The 18,429-nt window shown below is 30.3% G+C and carries 12 protein-coding genes; all 12 read right to left on the reverse strand.

The window, feature by feature from the left end; genetic code table 11:
• Positions 1 to 92: 92 nt before the first annotated feature.
• On the reverse strand, positions 93 to 1,706 hold the full coding sequence (locus ACX6CF_RS22975) for an extracellular solute-binding protein (RefSeq protein WP_458787716.1): 1,614 nt from the start codon (positions 1,704 to 1,706) through the stop codon (positions 93 to 95).
• Positions 1,707 to 1,760: 54 nt separating this feature from the next.
• Positions 1,761 to 2,630 carry a carbohydrate ABC transporter permease gene (locus ACX6CF_RS22980; RefSeq protein ID WP_458787717.1) on the reverse strand — a complete coding sequence of 290 codons (870 nt, stop codon included), beginning with the start codon at positions 2,628 to 2,630 and terminating at the stop codon, positions 1,761 to 1,763.
• A gap of 15 nt (positions 2,631 to 2,645) precedes the next feature.
• On the reverse strand, positions 2,646 to 3,620 hold the full coding sequence (locus tag ACX6CF_RS22985) for an ABC transporter permease (RefSeq protein ID WP_458787718.1): 975 nt from the start codon (positions 3,618 to 3,620) through the stop codon (positions 2,646 to 2,648).
• 170 nt (positions 3,621 to 3,790) lie between these two features.
• Positions 3,791 to 5,989, reverse strand: a complete 2,199-nt coding sequence (locus ACX6CF_RS22990; protein ID WP_458787719.1) for a helix-turn-helix transcriptional regulator — start codon at positions 5,987 to 5,989, stop codon at positions 3,791 to 3,793.
• A 32-nt stretch (positions 5,990 to 6,021) separates the two neighbouring features.
• On the reverse strand, positions 6,022 to 7,971 hold the full coding sequence (locus ACX6CF_RS22995; protein WP_458787720.1) for an alginate lyase family protein: 1,950 nt from the start codon (positions 7,969 to 7,971) through the stop codon (positions 6,022 to 6,024).
• A gap of 346 nt (positions 7,972 to 8,317) precedes the next feature.
• A complete protein-coding gene (hpf, locus tag ACX6CF_RS23000) occupies positions 8,318 to 8,854 on the reverse strand; it encodes a ribosome hibernation-promoting factor, HPF/YfiA family (protein WP_458787721.1) in 537 nt (178 codons plus the stop codon).
• A 490-nt stretch (positions 8,855 to 9,344) separates the two neighbouring features.
• Complete coding sequence (locus tag ACX6CF_RS23005; RefSeq protein ID WP_458787722.1) at positions 9,345 to 11,111, reverse strand: NADH-dependent [FeFe] hydrogenase, group A6; 1,767 nt, start codon at positions 11,109 to 11,111, stop codon at positions 9,345 to 9,347.
• Positions 11,112 to 11,154: 43 nt separating this feature from the next.
• Positions 11,155 to 12,948 carry an NADH-ubiquinone oxidoreductase-F iron-sulfur binding region domain-containing protein gene (locus ACX6CF_RS23010; protein ID WP_458787723.1) on the reverse strand — a complete coding sequence of 598 codons (1,794 nt, stop codon included), beginning with the start codon at positions 12,946 to 12,948 and terminating at the stop codon, positions 11,155 to 11,157.
• A gap of 22 nt (positions 12,949 to 12,970) precedes the next feature.
• A complete protein-coding gene (locus tag ACX6CF_RS23015; RefSeq protein ID WP_458787724.1) occupies positions 12,971 to 13,366 on the reverse strand; it encodes a (2Fe-2S) ferredoxin domain-containing protein in 396 nt (131 codons plus the stop codon).
• Positions 13,367 to 13,392: 26 nt separating this feature from the next.
• Entirely contained in the window at positions 13,393 to 13,872 is a 480-nt protein-coding gene (locus tag ACX6CF_RS23020) for an NADH-quinone oxidoreductase subunit NuoE family protein (RefSeq protein WP_458787725.1), read from the reverse strand.
• Between the two features lie 467 nt (positions 13,873 to 14,339).
• Positions 14,340 to 15,047, reverse strand: coding sequence for a PHP domain-containing protein (locus ACX6CF_RS23025; RefSeq protein ID WP_458787726.1), 708 nt, complete (start codon positions 15,045 to 15,047; stop codon positions 14,340 to 14,342).
• 495 nt (positions 15,048 to 15,542) lie between these two features.
• Positions 15,543 to 18,374, reverse strand: a complete 2,832-nt coding sequence (gene uvrA, locus ACX6CF_RS23030) for an excinuclease ABC subunit UvrA (protein WP_458787727.1) — start codon at positions 18,372 to 18,374, stop codon at positions 15,543 to 15,545.
• Positions 18,375 to 18,429 lie beyond the last annotated feature (55 nt).

Raw genomic sequence — 18,429 nt, forward strand, 5'->3', positions numbered from 1 at the left:
ATAATCAGTACCTTTTATGACAAAGTATACCTATTTAGTAATAGAGGCCACGTAATGTAGCCTCTATATAAAATTATAAACCTAATTCAGTTTTATTGAGCCATGTAACGGTCATAAGCGTTTTGATAAATCTCTAATACTTCTTCAAGTCCTAGATTATTCATTGATTTTATATACTTGTCCCAACCATTGTTTACGTCTTCAGCATTTAGAATCCATTTTTGTGTTACTTCTTTTTGTAATGTATCAATTGCTGTTAACTTTTCATTTAATAAGTCTTGTTCTTCATTTGTAAATACTAGTGATGGGAATGCCTTTTCACAGTATTTACCATCAATATACATTCTTGCTCCTTTTTTAGCTACTGGATTCATCCATTGTTCTTCATAAGTAAAGTCTTGATGGTAACCAATTTGAACTTGAGCTCCTATCTGTTCTAATAATGAAATAACAGGTTCATCATTATTCAATAAGCTTTCTTTAAATATAGGTTTTCCATCTACTAAATCATATTGTTCCCCTTCAATACCAAAGTTCATGAGACGTCTACCTTCTTCTGACCACCAGAAATCAAAGTATTTGATTGTCTCAACTGGATGTTGATTACTCATAGAAATTCCCCATGCACCTTTTGTTTTATTTGGAACATTGTTTCTAATTGTAGATTCCCAAGCTTTACCATTGATATCTGTAGGAGGTGCAATTGGTTCAAATTTGAATCCCTGGATTTTATCTGCTAATGTGTCATTAAATGTTGATGTACTACCGAACCAATCATGTGTAGCACCACCAACATTATCACCTAATAATATGTTACGAGCTTTTGCTCCTCTAGTAAATGCTTCTGGATCAATAAGCCCTTCTGCATACCATTTGCTGATATTTTCCATTCCAATTTTATAAGTTTCTTCAGAAGGACCATATTTTACATTATCACCATCTAAGTAAAAGGAAGTATGTCCACCAAATAAAGTTACCAAGCGAATTGTTATTTCACCTTTACCTCTATCAATAAATGGGATTTCATCTGCTTTATTATTTCCATTTGGATCTTTTTCTTTAAATGCTTTTAATACATTGTAATAATCATCAACTGTTTTTGGTACTTCTAGATTCAATTTTTCTAACCAATCTGTACGCATAAAATAACCTGCTGCTGCTTCTCCATCTGGAACAAATGCTATAGCATAAATATTTCCATCAGCTGCAGTAATAGTCTTTCTCACATCAGGATTTTCTTTTAAATACTTATTAAAATTTGGTGCATGTTCTTCTATTAAGTCATTTAAAGGTATTAAAGCACCTTCCATACCATATTTAGATAAATCTTCTAATGAGTAAGTTAATATATCTGATAAATCACCACTTGCAAGCATTGTGTTAAATGCTTGTGCACTATCTGAAATAGAATCTGAAGCTGTACCTTTTAATTTCACATTTGTCAATTCCTCAGCTTTTTTAAATATTTCCCAAGAATCCTTAAAAGATATTCTGTTACCCAAATGTAGATGGATACTTAATTCTACTGGATCTTTTGATACAAGATGTCCTTCTAGTTTTTCTGTTTCTTTGCTTGTTTTATCCCCTTTTTCATTTTTATTCTCTTTTAGTGTAGTATTTTCTGTTTTCGAGTCTTTTTGGCAACCAGCTAAGGTTCCAACCATAAGTATACTTGCTAATAATAATATCATCATTTTTTTCATCATATTAAAATTTCCTCCTATTAAATAGTACGGATAAAGCTCCGCTAATTTCATATATTATCCTTTTACCGAACCAACCATTGAACCCTTTTCGAAATATTTCTGGATGAAGGGATAAATAATCAACATTGGTATTACCCCAATAATTATTGTTGCAAAAATTAATGTTTCTTTGGATAATGAGAGCATCATATCAGCACCTTGCATTGCTTCTTCACTTATATCCATTTCAACAATCATCTTCTTCAATATTACTTGTAATGGTATTTTTTTAGGATCCTTTAATATAAGCATAGCCCAAAAATAACCATTCCATCTACTTACCGCATAATATAACCCTACTGTTGCTATTGCAGGCTTAGCAAGAGGTAAGAAGATCTTAAATAAAATCGTTAAATCATTTGCTCCATCAATCTTAGCAGATTCTTCAATCTCATCTGGTATTGATTGAAAGTTAGTTCTTAAAAGTATTACATAAAAGGCAGAACAACCAAATGCTATAATTAATGTAATTCTCTTATCTAATAAGTTAAGGTCTCTCAAATTAAGATAAAAAGGAATCATACCAGCATTGAACCACATTGTGAAGGTAATCAATATTGTCATTAATTTCCTTCCTCTTAATCTTCTTTTAGATAGAGGATAAGCACCTGATATGGTTAAAATAATATTAACTAGTGTTCCTAAAATCGTATAATAAAAAGCATTGGCGTAACCAATCAATATTTGCTGGTCTTCAAAAATCTTTTTGTATGCATCAAAGTTAAAATCTACAGGAAAGAACCAAACCTTAGCTGATGTTACTGCATCTGGCGAGGAGAGTGAAGATGACAATACATAAATAAATGGATATAGACATAAAATACATATTAAAATTATAATAGCATAAATGATATAATCAAAAATATTTCTTTTAAAATTTCCCATCATACTTCCCTCCCTTTACCATAATGATGTCTCTGAGAACTTCTTAGAAATTTTATTAGCAGTAAAAACTAATATAAATGCAATAACTGCATTAAACAAATCTACTGCTGCTGCTACATCGTATGTTCCTTTTTCTATTGCAAGTCTATAAACATAAGTACTAATTACATCTGATGTTTCAAATGTAGCAGGTTGTTGTAATAATAACACTGATTCAAAACCAACAGATAGCATTTTACCTATACGTAATATCAACATAATTGTAATTGTTGGTAAAATACCTGGAATAGTAACATGAAGTGTCTGTTTCCATCTATTGGCTCCATCAACAACTGCTGCTTCGTATAACTGGGGATCAATGGACGCTAATGCAGCAATATAGATTACAGCTCCAAATCCCGATTCCTTCCACACATTCATACCAGTAAAAATACCTCTAAAAAATTCTGGTTGCGTTAAAAAATAGGTCCTCTTTCCACCAAATGCAGCAATAATATTATTTATCAAACCACTAGGTGCTAAAAAGTTAACAACCAAGCCTGCAACAATTACTGTTGAAACAAAGTGTGGCAAATAACTTATAGTTTGAGCTGTACGTTTAAATTTCTTACTTCTGACTTCATTAAATAAAAGAGCCAAAATAATAGGTATAGGAAATCCAATAATCAAACCATATAAATTAATCAATAATGTATTTTTGATAAGTCTAAAAACATATGGTGAATTAAAAAATGTAATAAAGTTATCAAAACCAACCCAAGGGCTACCTTCTATCCCTTTAAATAATGAATAATCTTTAAAAGCTATCTGTAATCCATATAGTGGTTTGTAGGCAAAAAAGAAATAAAATAATAAACATGGGATAATTAAAATATATAAGTATTTATCTCTAAGAATATCTTTTTTTAATTCACTAAAGTATTTCTTGTGTTTATCTTTCTTTTGAATTTTAGTAGTTTTATTAACTGAACCTATTTTAATGTCACTCACTTTTTTCAGCCTCCCTTCTCTCTCGGTGTTATCCTCATCCTATCAAAGGTAAGCATTAAAATAAATCCTCAAAATATTATATTCACACTCAAAATCAACACTACTACTTTGTCTTCGCTATTATATTAGATTTTGTTAATATATATAAGAAAAGACTCCTTGATTGGAGTCTACTTCAATGTGTCTTTATATGTTCCTGGGGATACTCCTTCGTACTTTTTGAAGATTCTAATGAATGTATTGGTTGAATTGAACCCTAAGTCATTTGACAGATCTTTAATCTTTATTTCTTTATTATTTTTCATTATTTCCTTAGCTTTTCTGACTTTTAGAGTATTAATATAGTCCTTAAAATTGATACCTTGACTTTTCTTGAAGATTATACCCACATACCCTGCAGAGAGGTTGAATTTTTCTGCTAGATCTGTTAAAGATAAATCTTTATGAAAGTTCAAATTGATATAATCTATTATATTATCAATATGCCTAAAATCTTCTATAACATTATTCTTCTTTATATATTCAAGAGTTTCTACTAATACTTCTTTAATTTTGTCTCCTAATTTTTGTTTTGAATTACACATCTTAAGTTCTAGATAAGCATATTTTATATCCTCTTTAAAGTCATCATCAACACCTGACACTTTTGATATAACCCTGTTCAATGTACCAGCTATAGCAAAAATAAATTGGGATAGTACATCTGCACTTAAGGTTCTTAATTGTAAGTTCTCTTCTATAATGTAATCCATGACCTGCAATACTTCTTCTTGTTTTCCTGCAAGCGATAGATTAATCAAATTTTGTTCTACTTCCAACGGATAGTAGAAAGAATCATCAAAACCACTGATATCATTTTCTGTAATAATAATCTTATTAAAAGCAAATTGATATTCAAGTATTTTTATTGCTATTTTATATGACTGTTCTATTTCAAATACATCTGTTACTATACTCCCAAAGGATGCAATGATATTCATACCACAACGTTCTTCAATACCAATTATAAAATTTTTTAATAGAATTGAAATTTTATCTATTTTATCTTTATTAATAATAAGTCCTATTCTATTTGCATTGATTTCGATTGATTCAAATTTTTCCTTCATGTCATTTGCATCAAGTGTATAATTCAATTCACTGTATATGTTGTGAATATTAATCATTCTACTATCATCACTCAGTAGTTCCTTTAATTGTAGTACAATTGCTAAACAAGGTTCTTGTGTATTAATATTCAATCTTATATCTAGTCGTTTACTATCTGCTTCTGTAAATAACCCATGAATAATCCTATTGATATTCCTCTTCCTTACAATCTCCTTATTCTCCTTAACCTTCTGCTCAAGTGATTTTTTTTCAAATTTCATTTGATTGACTTCTGAAGTAATTAAATCGAACTCATTACCTTCTATTTCAAAATGGGGATTGTCTTTTATTGAGTATATTGTCCTTTTAATTGGTCTATAAACAATTTTACTCCATATAACAGCTAAAATAATTCCCAAAATAGTAATAATAATATATCCTAATATAAAAATTGGGCTGATATATTTGTGGTTCTTATTAACATAATATACGTAATTCCATCTCAATTCTGTATTGGACTTTTTTTGATATTTAAAGAATTCTTTTTTATTATTATCTATGAGAGAAAAATTTTTTTCATCAGTTACAATATTGCTATTGTAATTCAACATTTCCGATCCTTCATATATGGTAAATATCTCTTTTACATCTTCACTCAAAGTTGGCAATATATCTTTTTTGTCGAATACCAAGAAGCACAACAAATCGTTCTTCATATTGATTTTGAGATTAAAAATATAGATTAACTGATTCCTATTTCTAATATATATGGGATCTTTTTTCTGCCATATTTTTTGATTCACAAAATAATCATGTAGATTAGTTAAATCTTCACTACTCAGATTACTTTTTGGAAAAATTCGTTTCAATGTAGCTGTCTGATTTGGCATAATAAATAAATCTTCACCTATTTTATTTAAGTATATTTTACTGTTAATATTAGTAAAGACATCCAGTTCTTCACCTAATTTTTGGCAAACCTTTGTTATAGCATAATAATTTTGCCCTTCTTCGCTATATTGTCTTACAAATTCATTTGAAGGTAGGCTCCGAGCAACATTGAATAACGTATTAATCTTATAGTCGATATCATCTGTAATTTTATTGAAGTAAAAATTATTTCTCATATCTGTCTGTACCCTAGATTGATTTAGTTCTTGTACACTATGTAAAACAATAACAATAATCGTATAAATCATAATTAAAATTAAGTAAGCGTATAGAATCTTTCTTTTATACTGAGCTTTATTACCTTTTTTAAAAGTAATTTTTCTAGTCATCAGATATTTCTCTCCCTTGATGATAATAATAGTTACATGTCAATAGAGCATTTATTATCTTTCCATATTAAAGTATAAACGGAATCGTCAACTTCTATTATACACATAATTCGGTTATTGTCTTGTTGTATATTTACATGAACATTTGATAACTCTGGTGATACCTTAGGTATCATGACAGTATGGAAAATAGTTTTTCCAACTAAGGGATTAATGCTATTGAGTTGTAATAAAGTTGATTCCCTAAGACAATCAATTTCATCTGAAATAACTCCTTTAATTAATTTGCTATTAAAATTATCTTCATCATAATATATACTAATATTAGAATCACTTTGATTGGTATAGACAACACCTATTTTTTCTTCGACCTTTGTAGAATCCAAGTGATAATGTAATTGTACTGTATCTTCTGGATTAAGATGTTCTACCTTATCTAAGATAACAATGATTTTTTTATTAATAAGACTCATCAAACGAGTATGTATAATAGGCTCATAATTATGATGACGAGCAATGACATACCATAGTTTTTCATTGGCATCAGTATTTATTACATACCCTTCTTTTTGCTTTTCATAGCTAAATGAAGTTAAATATTGAAAGTGATCCTTATGATTGATTGTTAATGTATTATGCCACTGTGAACTTTTAAATGTATATCTTTCTTTGCAATCTCTATAGGTAAAAACACCTGGATCAACAACTAATGGTCTTTTATTGCACGTTAAATCGAATCCCATCAAATCCATATGTGCATGATTACTAACTATTGGCGAATTACAAGCAAAGAAAATACTTAAATCTGACTTGTCCCAGCCTGTTCGATACATAACTTGATTAATATCTCTTTGCCAGTTAAGAATATTCATTTGTATTGTATAATCATGACTCGCCTCTTCAATCTCACTCAACAATTGTTCGATATCATTAATATATCTTAGATGATTTACCAATAAGTCAGCTATTTGATTAATTGAAATAAATTTTCTAATACTTAATAAGTATCCCACATCGTTAAATACAATATACCCATATAAAGCGCCTAGCACTGCAGCAGTGTTAGATCTTGAATCACCCCAAGGTACAGTTGTACCAGTTGGTCTAAAGGAATAAACGTTATAACATAGGCTCTTTCTAAGTCGTTCAACATAATCTGTTGTAAAATGATTGGTACCCCCAGCAAAAATAACACCTGTAGAAAACCATTTAACTGCTCCATTATGATACATAGGGCACCCTTCTACATGAGCTCCATCAATTGTTAATTGAGCTTTGCTACATCTTTCCAATTCAGAAATAGCATAAGTTTCCCATTTATCAGCTTCTTCAAATTGTTTAAATGTATTACCCACCCATAGTAATCCTAACATTTCCATTATATAATGGTTAGTTGCTGCCCCAGGATGTTTCTTGGGACTTACCCTATATAGTATTTCACCATGTCTATGTATAGATTCAATTAGTTTTTTTAGAAGTTTATCCGTAATAACCTCTGTACTAATAAGCATTTCGACAAAGTAACCCCATGCCTCTTGCATACGAATTCCTACCTCAAGTATTCTCCATGGGTCTACCTTATTATATAAGTGAGTTTCATATGATTCAGGTGGAGTACACACCTCCAACCAATTTTCCATATCGTTTATAACTTTTGTTATGTACGTTTCATCTTCAAGGATAATGTAAGCATCAATTAACGTGAACCAATATTTCATACGATTAAGCTGCCAAATATATTCGTTGTCCCTGACAATGTTATCAAACCAGTTAGGTGGATTTCCAATATGAATATAATCTCCCCCAGTTCCAGGAAGTAGTATATATCCATCCCGATATTTATTAGCTCTATCTATAAGTCCTGCATAAATATCGGGATACTCTTTTTGTAAATATTTTAAATTCCTTTTTCTACATGCTATATTTTTTTTGTTTATTTCTTTGAAGCTTTCTCTTATTTGATTTAGATCATAATGTCTCATTTACTGTGCCACCTTTTCATTATGTATAATATTAATTATTAATTGAAATTATATATAATGAACATACCATTAAGAGTGACTGTATTTAAATACCTATTATCTTATATCTATGATTCATTTCTTATATCAGTATATTTATACTCCTGTATAACTGTTCCAATCATTCTATACTATAGAGAGCGAGGTTATTAATATTTACTTTCTTATATCAATATCTAATATATAATATTATCATATATGTATCCTATTTATCGATCCATATACCTAGCTAATACGATAAAATTGTACAATCACCAATTTAATAAATAGCACAAAAAAAGGAACCCTTTCAGGGTTCCAGTTTTATTTAAAATGTTGGCTCAATTAATCCATAAGTACCATTTTTTCTTTTATAAACAACATTAACTTCTTCTGTATCACTGTTCATGAATACAAAAAAGTCATGGCCTAATAAATCCATTTGTAAACATGCTTCTTCAATATCCATAGGTTTCATTGCAAAGCGTTTAGTTCTAACTATCTCAATTTTTTTATCATCTAGGTCTTCTTCCTTAGTTTCGTTAACAAAGTCGTTTTTAAAAGTTCCAACACTATGTTGCCTTGATATTAACTTGTTTTTATGTTTTAGAAGCTGTCTTTCTAATACATCAACCACTTTATCTATAGCAGTATACATGTTTTCAGCTGATTCTTCTGCTCTAATGATACTGCCTTTAATCGGAATCGTCACCTCAATTATATGCCTTAATTTTTGAACACTCATTGTTATCTGAGCTTCGTTATCTGGATTAAAATATTTATCCATTTTACCCAACTTATCGATAGTTGCTTCCCTTAATGCTTTGGTTATTTCTATATTTTTTCCACTTATGATGTAGCGCATACTACCAACTCCTTCCGAAATATCATAGACTTTTAAATATAATAGTCTATATTATTATATTCGATATTCAATCAATAAATCCTTTTAATTGATATAAATTTATATTTATTCCTATTCGTAATTTTCTGCTAAATAAAAGAGATTTATGTTTTTTCATGTGGATAATTATCTCTTTTTATCTCATAAATACCATAATATCTGTGGATAATGTGTATAACTCTGTGAATAACCTAATATCGTATCAATTTTTATCTAAAAAATGTGGATACTTATCAACAGTAATATTTTATGTCAACAAGTAATTATCTGACAATTTTTCTAATATAATTGATATTAAGGAGAAAATATATCTCCTTGATTCAACTCTATTATCCCTAGATTCTAATTATTATATTCATCCTTTAAATACGTATTCTTCTATAGGTAAAAAAAAGGCTTCTGTAATAAGAATACAGAAACCATTATATCTTTTATATCAATTCGCTTAATATCAAACTTTATCTTTTACAGAGTAATGAGTATGAAGTAATTTATGGGATAATTCACTCATTGGCTCTCCAAGATATTGTTCATATAATGCAGTTATTGATGGATTTTCATGAGATTTTCTTATAGGCTTGTTTTTGTCTACTTCATAAATAGCAGCCATACGCTTCTTAAGAATATCTGAGTTACCGTGATGATAAGGTTGACCTCCACCACCGATACATCCACCTGGACATGCCATAATTTCAATAGCGTGTAAGTTTCTTGGATTACCACTTTCAATTTCTTCTAATAATTTTCTAGCATTTCCAAGTCCATGAGCAATACCAATATTAAGTGTAAAATCATCCATTTGAACAGACGCTACTCTTACGCCATCAAATCCTCTTAATGCTTCAAAATCAACTTTCTCTAATGTTTTACCAGTATGAATTTCATAAGCTGTTCTTGTTGCAGCTTCAATAACACCACCAGTTGAACCAAAGATAACAGCTGCACCAGTTGATTCTCCTAAAGGATTATCAAATTCAGATTCTTCTAAATCTAATAAGTTAAGATTAGCTCTCTTAATCAAATGAGCTAGCTCTCTTGTTGAAATAGATATATCTACATCTGGATTACCATCAACTTTAAATTCATCTCTAGCAGCTTCATATTTCTTAGCTAAACAAGGCATAACTGATACTACAACCATTTTTTCTCTAGGTACATTCATCTTTTCTGCAAGGAATGATTTGGCAATCGCACCAAACATTTGTTGTGGTGATTTTGCAGATGATGGAATATCAATTAATTCTGGGAATTGACTTTCAATAAAGTTAACCCATGCTGGACAACAAGATGTTAAAATTGGTAATGGAACATCTTTATCTCCTGCTAGGAATCTATTAAGTCTTCCTAATAATTCAGTTCCTTCTTCCATAATTGTTAAGTCTGCTGCAAAATCTGTATCGAATACACGATTAAAACCTAAAGATCTTAATGCAGTTACCATCTGACCTGTAACAATTGAACCAGGCTCTTTACCGAATTCTTCACCAATTGCAACTCTTACAGCTGGAGCTGTTTGAACTACAACAAATTTATCTGGATCAGCTAATGCTTCTACAACTTTCCATGTATGATCATTTTCAGTTAAAGCACCAACTGGACATACAGCAACACATTGACCACAGTGTGTACATACTGTTTCTGATAATGGTGATTCAAAAGCTGGAGATACAACTGCGTCAAATCCTCTATTTATTCCAGATAATGCACCAACAGTTTGAACCTCATTACACATTGTTTCACATCTTCTACACATAATACATTTATCCATATCCCTAATAATTGCAGGTGAATAGTCTTGTTTATATGTTGATTGAGATTTTCCAGTTACTCTTACTTCTCTTACTCCAAATTTTTCTGCTAAGTCTTGTAAATCACAACTACCAGATTTAGCACAAGTTAAACAATCTTTTGGATGATCAGATAATAATAGTTCTAATACTGTTTTTCTAGCGTCTAATACTCTTATTGTATTTGTTCTAACAACCATTCCATCAACCGCTGGTGTAGCACATGATGGTGCTAGATTTCTTCTACCTTCAACTTCTACTACACATATACGACATGAAGCAGTTTTATTAACCATTTTTGTATCATGCAAGTCTAAATGACATAATGTTGGAATATCAATGCCTAATTTTTTAGCAGCATCTAATATAGTACTACCTTTTGGTACCTGTACTTCTTTACCATCAATAGTAATTTTTATTACCTCTGACATTAGGTTACACTCCTTTTCTAGATTATAAAGTATTCACTTTTATTTATTTCTTAATAATTGCTCCGAATTTACATTTATCCATACAAGCACCACATTTGATACATTTATCTTGGTCAATACTATGTGGTTTTTTAACTGAACCTGAAATAGCACCAACTGGACAGACTCTTGAACACGCTGTACAACCAATACATTTATCTTCTTGAATGTAATATTTCAATAGGTTCTTACAATTTCCTGCAGGACATGTTTTATCTTTAACATGAGCTACATATTCATCCCAGAATATATCTAATGTAGATAATACTGGGTTAGGTGCTGTCTGACCCAATCCACAAAGAGCTGTGTCTTTAATTACACGACTTAATCTCTTAAGCTCATCTAGATGGTCCATTGTACCTTTTCCTGAAGTTACTAACTCTAATAATTCAGATAAACGCTTAGTACCTATACGACAAGGCGTACATTTACCACAAGATTCTTCTTCTGTAAATTCAAGATAGAATTTGGCTACTGCTGGCATACAGTTATCTTCGTCCATAACAATCATACCACCTGATCCCATCATTGAACCTTTGGCAATTAAGTTATCAAAATCAATTGGTGTATCTAAGTCTTTTTCAGTTAAACATCCACCTGATGGTCCACCTGTTTGAACAGCTTTGAATTTCTTACCGTTCTTGATTCCTCCACCAATATCATAAATAACTTCTCTTAGAGTTGTTCCCATAGGAACTTCAATAAGTCCAACGTTATTAATTTTACCTGCTAAAGCAAAAACTTTTGTTCCTTTTGATTTTTCTGTACCAATCTTATTAAACCATCCAGCACCTTTTAATATGATAACTGGTATGTTAGCAAATGTTTCTACATTATTAACATTTGTTGGTTTTCCCCAGTATCCTGATTCAGCTGGGAATGGTGGTTTAGTAGTAGGTTCTCCACGTAAACCTTCCATAGAATGTATAAGTGCTGTCTCTTCACCACATACGAATGCTCCCGCCCCATATGTAAGTTCGATATCAAATTCAAATCCAGTACCCATTATATCAGTACCTAATAATCCTGCTTCTCTAGCATCATCAATAGCTTTTTGTAAACGCTTGATTGCTAATGGATATTCTGCACGAATATATACTTTACCTTTAGTTGCTCCAATTGAATAACCACAAATTGACATAGCTTCTACAATACTATGTGGATCTCCCTCTAATATTGAACGGTCCATAAATGCACCTGGGTCTCCCTCATCAGCATTACATACTACATATTTTTGATCTGCTTCATATTTACTAGCAAATTGCCATTTTAATCCTGTTGGGAATCCTCCGCCTCCACGGCCTCTAAGTCCTGACTCTTTAACAACTTCTATAACCTCGTTAGGAGTCATTTCTGTTAATACCCTACCTAAAGCATGATATCCATCACGTGCAATATATTCCTCAATGTTACTTGGATCTATGAATCCACAGTTTCTAAGTGCAATACGCATTTGTTTTTTGTAGAAATCCATATTCTTAGAATCGCTAACTTTTTCTTGTGTTTCAGGATCTTCAAATAATAATCTTCCTACTTTTCTACCTTTTACAATATGCTCTTTTACGATCTCTTCAGCATCTTCTGGTTGTACTTGAACATAAAATGTATTATCTGGTAATATCTTTACAACTGGACCTTTTTCACAGAAACCAAAACAACCAGTTTTTAATATTTTAACCTCGTTGTCCATATTGTTGATTTTAAGTTGTTCCTTTAGATTATCAACTATTCTATCAGAATCTGCAGATTTACATCCAGTACCTCCGCAAACTAATATATGCATTTTATAGTTAGACATCTTTTGAGCCTCCTAACTTTTTTTATTCGATAGTTTTATGAGTTACAGGAATTATTCCATCAATTAACTCGCCTTTTTTAATATGTTTTTCAATAACTTCTTTTGCTTTTTCTATTGTTACATCACCGTATACAACTGGTTCACTATTTGGCATAGTTAGTTCAATTGTTGGCTCAGCATAACAATATCCCATACAACCTGTTTGTGTCACAACTACATTATTAATACCTTCTTTTGCTAATTCATCAATGAAATAATTCATTACTTCTCTAGCACCAGATGCAATACCACATGTAGCCATAGCAACTTTTATTTGTATTAAATTATCAATATTTTCGCCTTTTTCTCTTAACTCTACGTTTGATTGAACTTTTTCTTTGATCTTTTTAAGTTCATCAAAAGATTTAATCTTTGCCATTTTTTTTCCTCCTTTTTAAAATACAATTATTTGTATTCTGCAAGAATATCCTTGATCATATCTGGTGTTACACGACCATAGACTTTATCTTCAACCATAACAACTGGAGCAAGTCCACAAGCCCCTACACAACGGAGTGATGTTAGTGAAAATTTACCATTAGGTGTTGTTTCACCAACTTCAATTTTCAATTCTTTTTTTAGTTCATTTAATACATCTTCAGAACCTCTAACATAACAAGCTGTACCCATACATATTGAAATGTTAAATTCACCCTTTGGTGTCATTGTGAAGTAAGAGTAAAAAGTAACTACTCCAAATACTTTTGCTGTTGAGATTTTTAATTTTTTTCCTACAAATTTTTGAACTTCTTCTGGTAAATATCCGAAAATATCTTGTGCTTTATGTAAAACACGTATTAGTTCTCCTTTTGTAGTTGGCATTGCATCAATATACTGCTCCAATTCTTGGAACTTTTCATCTGTTAATGCTGAATTAGCTGCCATTTGCTTACCTCCTTATTATATAATGTAAATGATTAACAAATTATAGTAATTTATTAATTATAAACCAAAGTTATATATTTAACACGAAAAGCTACATTGTTACCATTATTTGGGGTTAAATCATATTTATCTTGTTTTTTCTACAAGTTTTACAAATATTGAAGTTATTTTTTATTAATATAACGAAGCATTGTATGTATTTAACCTTCTTAAATAAAGTAATATGCACAATAAACTTAAAATGAAAAGTCTATTAAAATTCTCATGTTTAAATATGCAATAATGTGTTTAATTAATAACATTAGAAAACATATCAATCCAACACACATGTTAATATATATATATAAATTGAACCGGAATCATTAACTTAACAAAATCAATAATGGATATTTATAAGTCTTATAGTCGTATTAATAATGTTAATTATTATTAACAATTCACTTAAACTAGTTCAAATGTTTTCTGATTCATTCATTTTCTTTTAGTGCCTTGAATATTGATTCTATATTTTTGTCTTTTACCTCTAATGAATTTTTTTTAATTCCAATATACCCAAGTTCATGAGCATCTGATGATTGTATAATTTGAAAGTCTTTGTATTTTTGTTTATAAACATCTAAGTCAGAAAATCTAGAAATCTCTAGTATAGAAGTATTCAAATCGTCTGGTATGAATCCTAGGTTAGATAATATACTATAACTAGGTCTATCAATGTGAGCAGGTATCGCTATCCCATTATTATCATGTATCATGTCTATTACTTCATTCAAAGACATTGCTACAGATGTCAACAGAAGTTTGTCAAGCTCCTTAATAACATCATCATTTTCATCCAAAACATATTCATGTCCAAAAACAGTAGATTTGTTCTTAATACAAGGTAATTTACTATATATTATGCTTTGAACATTGTATACACTCTGAATGTCCAAAAACAATCCAACTACATGTATTTCTTCTTTTGTTTCGATTTCAATGCCTGGAACAATGATAATATCTTTCTCCTTAGCCACTTTCATTACTGCTTCGACATTTTCTGCAGTATTATGGTCAGTAATAGCTATGGCATCTAATTCATTGATCAACGACATATTCACAATATTATTAGGTGTCATACTATCTTCGCCGCAAGGTGAAAGAGCTGTATGAATATGAAAATCATAGTATAATTTCATAAAACCGCTCCAAATATAGTCTTTATTTTTTGTTAATATTTTATCAAATTCGACAAAAACACATCGAAGTTATTATAACAAAAATAGATTTAAAAGTAAAGAAACTATATTCTACTATTGTTTTTTATAGCACTTTCATTATACCATGAAAATAGAGTTTTTCAATAAAAAAACGTAATATCTTAAGTAAATTCCTTCCATATATAAGTAGTTCTATTTATTTTTTTTACTTTGTCTTTTTTACTTAAGAATATAATATTTTAACTTTTTTTTATTAAATATTGTGAAATAATTATTTTTATAATTAACAGCTTATATGATTTAGCATAATTAAACTTTTTATTTTAACTTGATTAGCTTAATTTTTTAAGTTTAATAACTAGATATAATCATAAACCTAATATAAATAGCTTAATTTTATTTAGATAAAATTAAAAAGCCGCTAATAATATATTAATCATAAAAATTTATATATTATTAGCGGTATAAATAAAACTACTTATTCAAAACTTTTTTAAGAAACTTACCAGTATAAGATTTTTTACATTTCACAACTTTTTCAGGTGTTCCTTTTGCTATAACCAGACCACCTTTGTCGCCACCTTCTGGTCCCAAATCTATGATATAGTCTGCAGTTTTAATAACATCTAGATTATGCTCAATTACAAGAACTGAATTTCCAGCATCGACTAAACGTTGTAAAATTGCTATTAATTTATTGACATCTTCAAAATGTAGCCCTGTTGTGGGTTCATCAAGTATATACATTGTCTTACCTGTACTTCTCTTACTTAATTCTGTAGCTAATTTAACTCTTTGTGCTTCTCCTCCTGATAATGTTGTAGATGGTTGTCCTAACCTAACATATGATAATCCAACATCATAAAGTGTTTGAAGTTTTTTCTTGATTCTAGGTATGTTTTCAAAGAAAGTGAGAGCTTCTTCAACGGTCATATCTAATACATCTGATATATTTTTACCTTTGTATTTAACTTCTAATGTTTCCCTATTATATCTTTTACCATGACATACTTCACATGGCACATAAACATCTGGTAAAAAATGCATCTCTATCTTAATTATACCATCGCCTTTACAGGCTTCACAACGACCACCTTTTACATTAAAACTGAATCTTCCTTTTTGATACCCTCTCATCTTAGCTTCCGCTGTACTTGCAAATATATCTCTAATATGGTCAAACACTCCTGTATAAGTAGCAGGGTTAGACCTAGGTGTTCTCCCTATAGGTGATTGATCTATGGCTATTACCTTATCAAGATATTCTAGACCTAGCATGTTTTTATGTTTGCCGGGTTTGATCTTTGATCTGTTTAAATCTCTAGCTAACCTCTTATATAATATTTCATTGACAAAAGAACTTTTACCAGATCCTGAAACTCCTGTTACACATGTAAAAATTCCAAGAGGAATATCTATGTTAATATTTTTCAAGTTATTCTGTGAGGCGCCTTTTATATTAATCCATTTTCCATTTGTTTCTCGTCTTACCATAGGTACTTCTACTTTTTTTCTTCCACTTAGATAAGCTCCAGTTATTGAATCCTCAACATTCATGATTTCTTCTGCTGTTCCTTCTGCAACAATTTCTCCACCATGTTCTCCTGCTCTCGGACCAATATCTACTATATAATCTGCTTCAAACATAGTTTCTTCATCGTGCTCAACTACAATCAAAGTATTTCCTAGATTTTTAAGCCTTTTTAATGTATGCAATAACTTTTCATTATCTCTTTGATGTAATCCTATACTTGGTTCATCTAGAATATATACAACCCCTACTAGTCCAGAACCAATCTGAGTAGCTAACCTAATTCTCTGTGCTTCTCCACCAGATAGCGTACCAGCTGAACGAGATAGCGATAAGTAATCAAGACCTACATTTACTAAAAATCCTATTCTAGCATTAACTTCTTTTAGTATCTGTTCACCTATCATGAATTGTCTGTCAGTTAATTCTATATTATCAAAAAAATCTTTAATATCTCTTATATACATTTCCGTAACCTGAGATATATTCTTTCCTCCAAGAGTAACCGCCAATGCTATAGGATTCAACCTAGCTCCATTACATACATTACATGGAGTATTAGTCATAAATGATTCATATTCTTGCTTCATATAATCTGATGTAGTTTCTTTGTATCTACGTTGTAAACTCTGAACTAGTCCTTCGAATATAGTTTCATATTGTCCCATACCTTTATCTGATTTGTACTTAACAATAAATTTTTCACCTTTAGTACCATACATAATAATATCTTTTACTTCCTCAGGATATTTTTCATATGGTGTAGTAATCTTAAATTTATATTTTTTCCCTAATGCCTCAAACATTCTTCTTACATAACTTTCTTCATTAGAAGCAGAAGCCCAACCAGGAGCAACAATAGCTCCCTTGACTATACTTAGTTTTGGATTAGGAATAATTAATTCTGGGTCAAATTTCATCTTAAAACCTAGACCATGACAGTCTGGACAAGCACCAAATGGATTATTAAATGAAAATAGTCTTGGTTCGATTTCATCAATACTAATATTACAATCAGGACATGAAAAATTCTGGCTGAATAACAATGGTTGTCCATCTATAACATCAACAACTAATAATCCACCAGTCAATTTTAAGACTGTTTCAATAGAGTCAGTCAGTCTTTTTTCGATTCCCTCTCTTACTATTAATCGATCAATTACTATTTCTATTGTATGCTTTTTATTTTTATCTAGTAATATTTCTTCTGATAATTCATACATGTTATCATCTATTTTGGCTCTTACATAACCACTTTTCTTAGCTTGTTCAAGAAGTTTGATATGTTGACCTTTTCTTCCTCTAACTACAGGAGCCATTATCATTATCTTAGTTCTATCTGGTAATCTCATTATTACATCTACCATTTGGTCTACTGTTTGCCTATTAATTTCTTTCCCACATTTTGGACAATGAGGTATCCCAACTCTTGCATATAGTAACCTTAAGTAATCATATATCTCTGTAACTGTACCTACTGTAGACCTTGGATTTCTACTTGTAGTTTTCTGATCTATGGATATAGCTGGTGATAAGCCTTCTATGTTATCAACATCTGGTTTTTCCATTTGACCTAAAAACTGTCTTGCATAAGCAGATAAAGATTCTACATATCTTCTTTGCCCCTCAGCATATATTGTATCAAATGCTAAAGAAGATTTTCCTGAACCACTAAGTCCAGTAAACACAACAAATTTATCTCTTGGAATAGTTAAATCAACATTTTTCAAATTATGTTCTCTTGCACCTTTTATGGTGATTACATCTTTTCCCATACGCCACCTCTTATAAATTTATGATAAATCTATTCTTGATTGTAATCTATAGTAA

This window comes from Vallitalea sediminicola (assembly GCF_054408565.1).

What these genes read in the sequence shown, in the direction of transcription:
- ACX6CF_RS22975 (WP_458787716.1), bottom strand. Translation starts at nt 1,706, where the DNA reads ATGATGAAAAAAATGATGATATTATTATTAGCAAGTATACTTATGGTT.
- ACX6CF_RS22980 (WP_458787717.1), bottom strand. Translation starts at nt 2,630, where the DNA reads ATGGGAAATTTTAAAAGAAATATTTTTGATTATATCATTTATGCTATT.
- ACX6CF_RS22990 (WP_458787719.1), bottom strand. Translation starts at nt 5,989, where the DNA reads ATGACTAGAAAAATTACTTTTAAAAAAGGTAATAAAGCTCAGTATAAA.
- ACX6CF_RS22995 (WP_458787720.1), bottom strand. Translation starts at nt 7,971, where the DNA reads ATGAGACATTATGATCTAAATCAAATAAGAGAAAGCTTCAAAGAAATA.
- hpf (WP_458787721.1), bottom strand. Translation starts at nt 8,854, where the DNA reads ATGCGCTACATCATAAGTGGAAAAAATATAGAAATAACCAAAGCATTA.
- ACX6CF_RS23005 (WP_458787722.1), bottom strand. Translation starts at nt 11,111, where the DNA reads ATGTCAGAGGTAATAAAAATTACTATTGATGGTAAAGAAGTACAGGTA.
- ACX6CF_RS23010 (WP_458787723.1), bottom strand. Translation starts at nt 12,948, where the DNA reads ATGTCTAACTATAAAATGCATATATTAGTTTGCGGAGGTACTGGATGT.
- ACX6CF_RS23015 (WP_458787724.1), bottom strand. Translation starts at nt 13,366, where the DNA reads ATGGCAAAGATTAAATCTTTTGATGAACTTAAAAAGATCAAAGAAAAA.
- ACX6CF_RS23020 (WP_458787725.1), bottom strand. Translation starts at nt 13,872, where the DNA reads ATGGCAGCTAATTCAGCATTAACAGATGAAAAGTTCCAAGAATTGGAG.
- ACX6CF_RS23025 (WP_458787726.1), bottom strand. Translation starts at nt 15,047, where the DNA reads ATGAAATTATACTATGATTTTCATATTCATACAGCTCTTTCACCTTGC.
- uvrA (WP_458787727.1), bottom strand. Translation starts at nt 18,374, where the DNA reads ATGGGAAAAGATGTAATCACCATAAAAGGTGCAAGAGAACATAATTTG.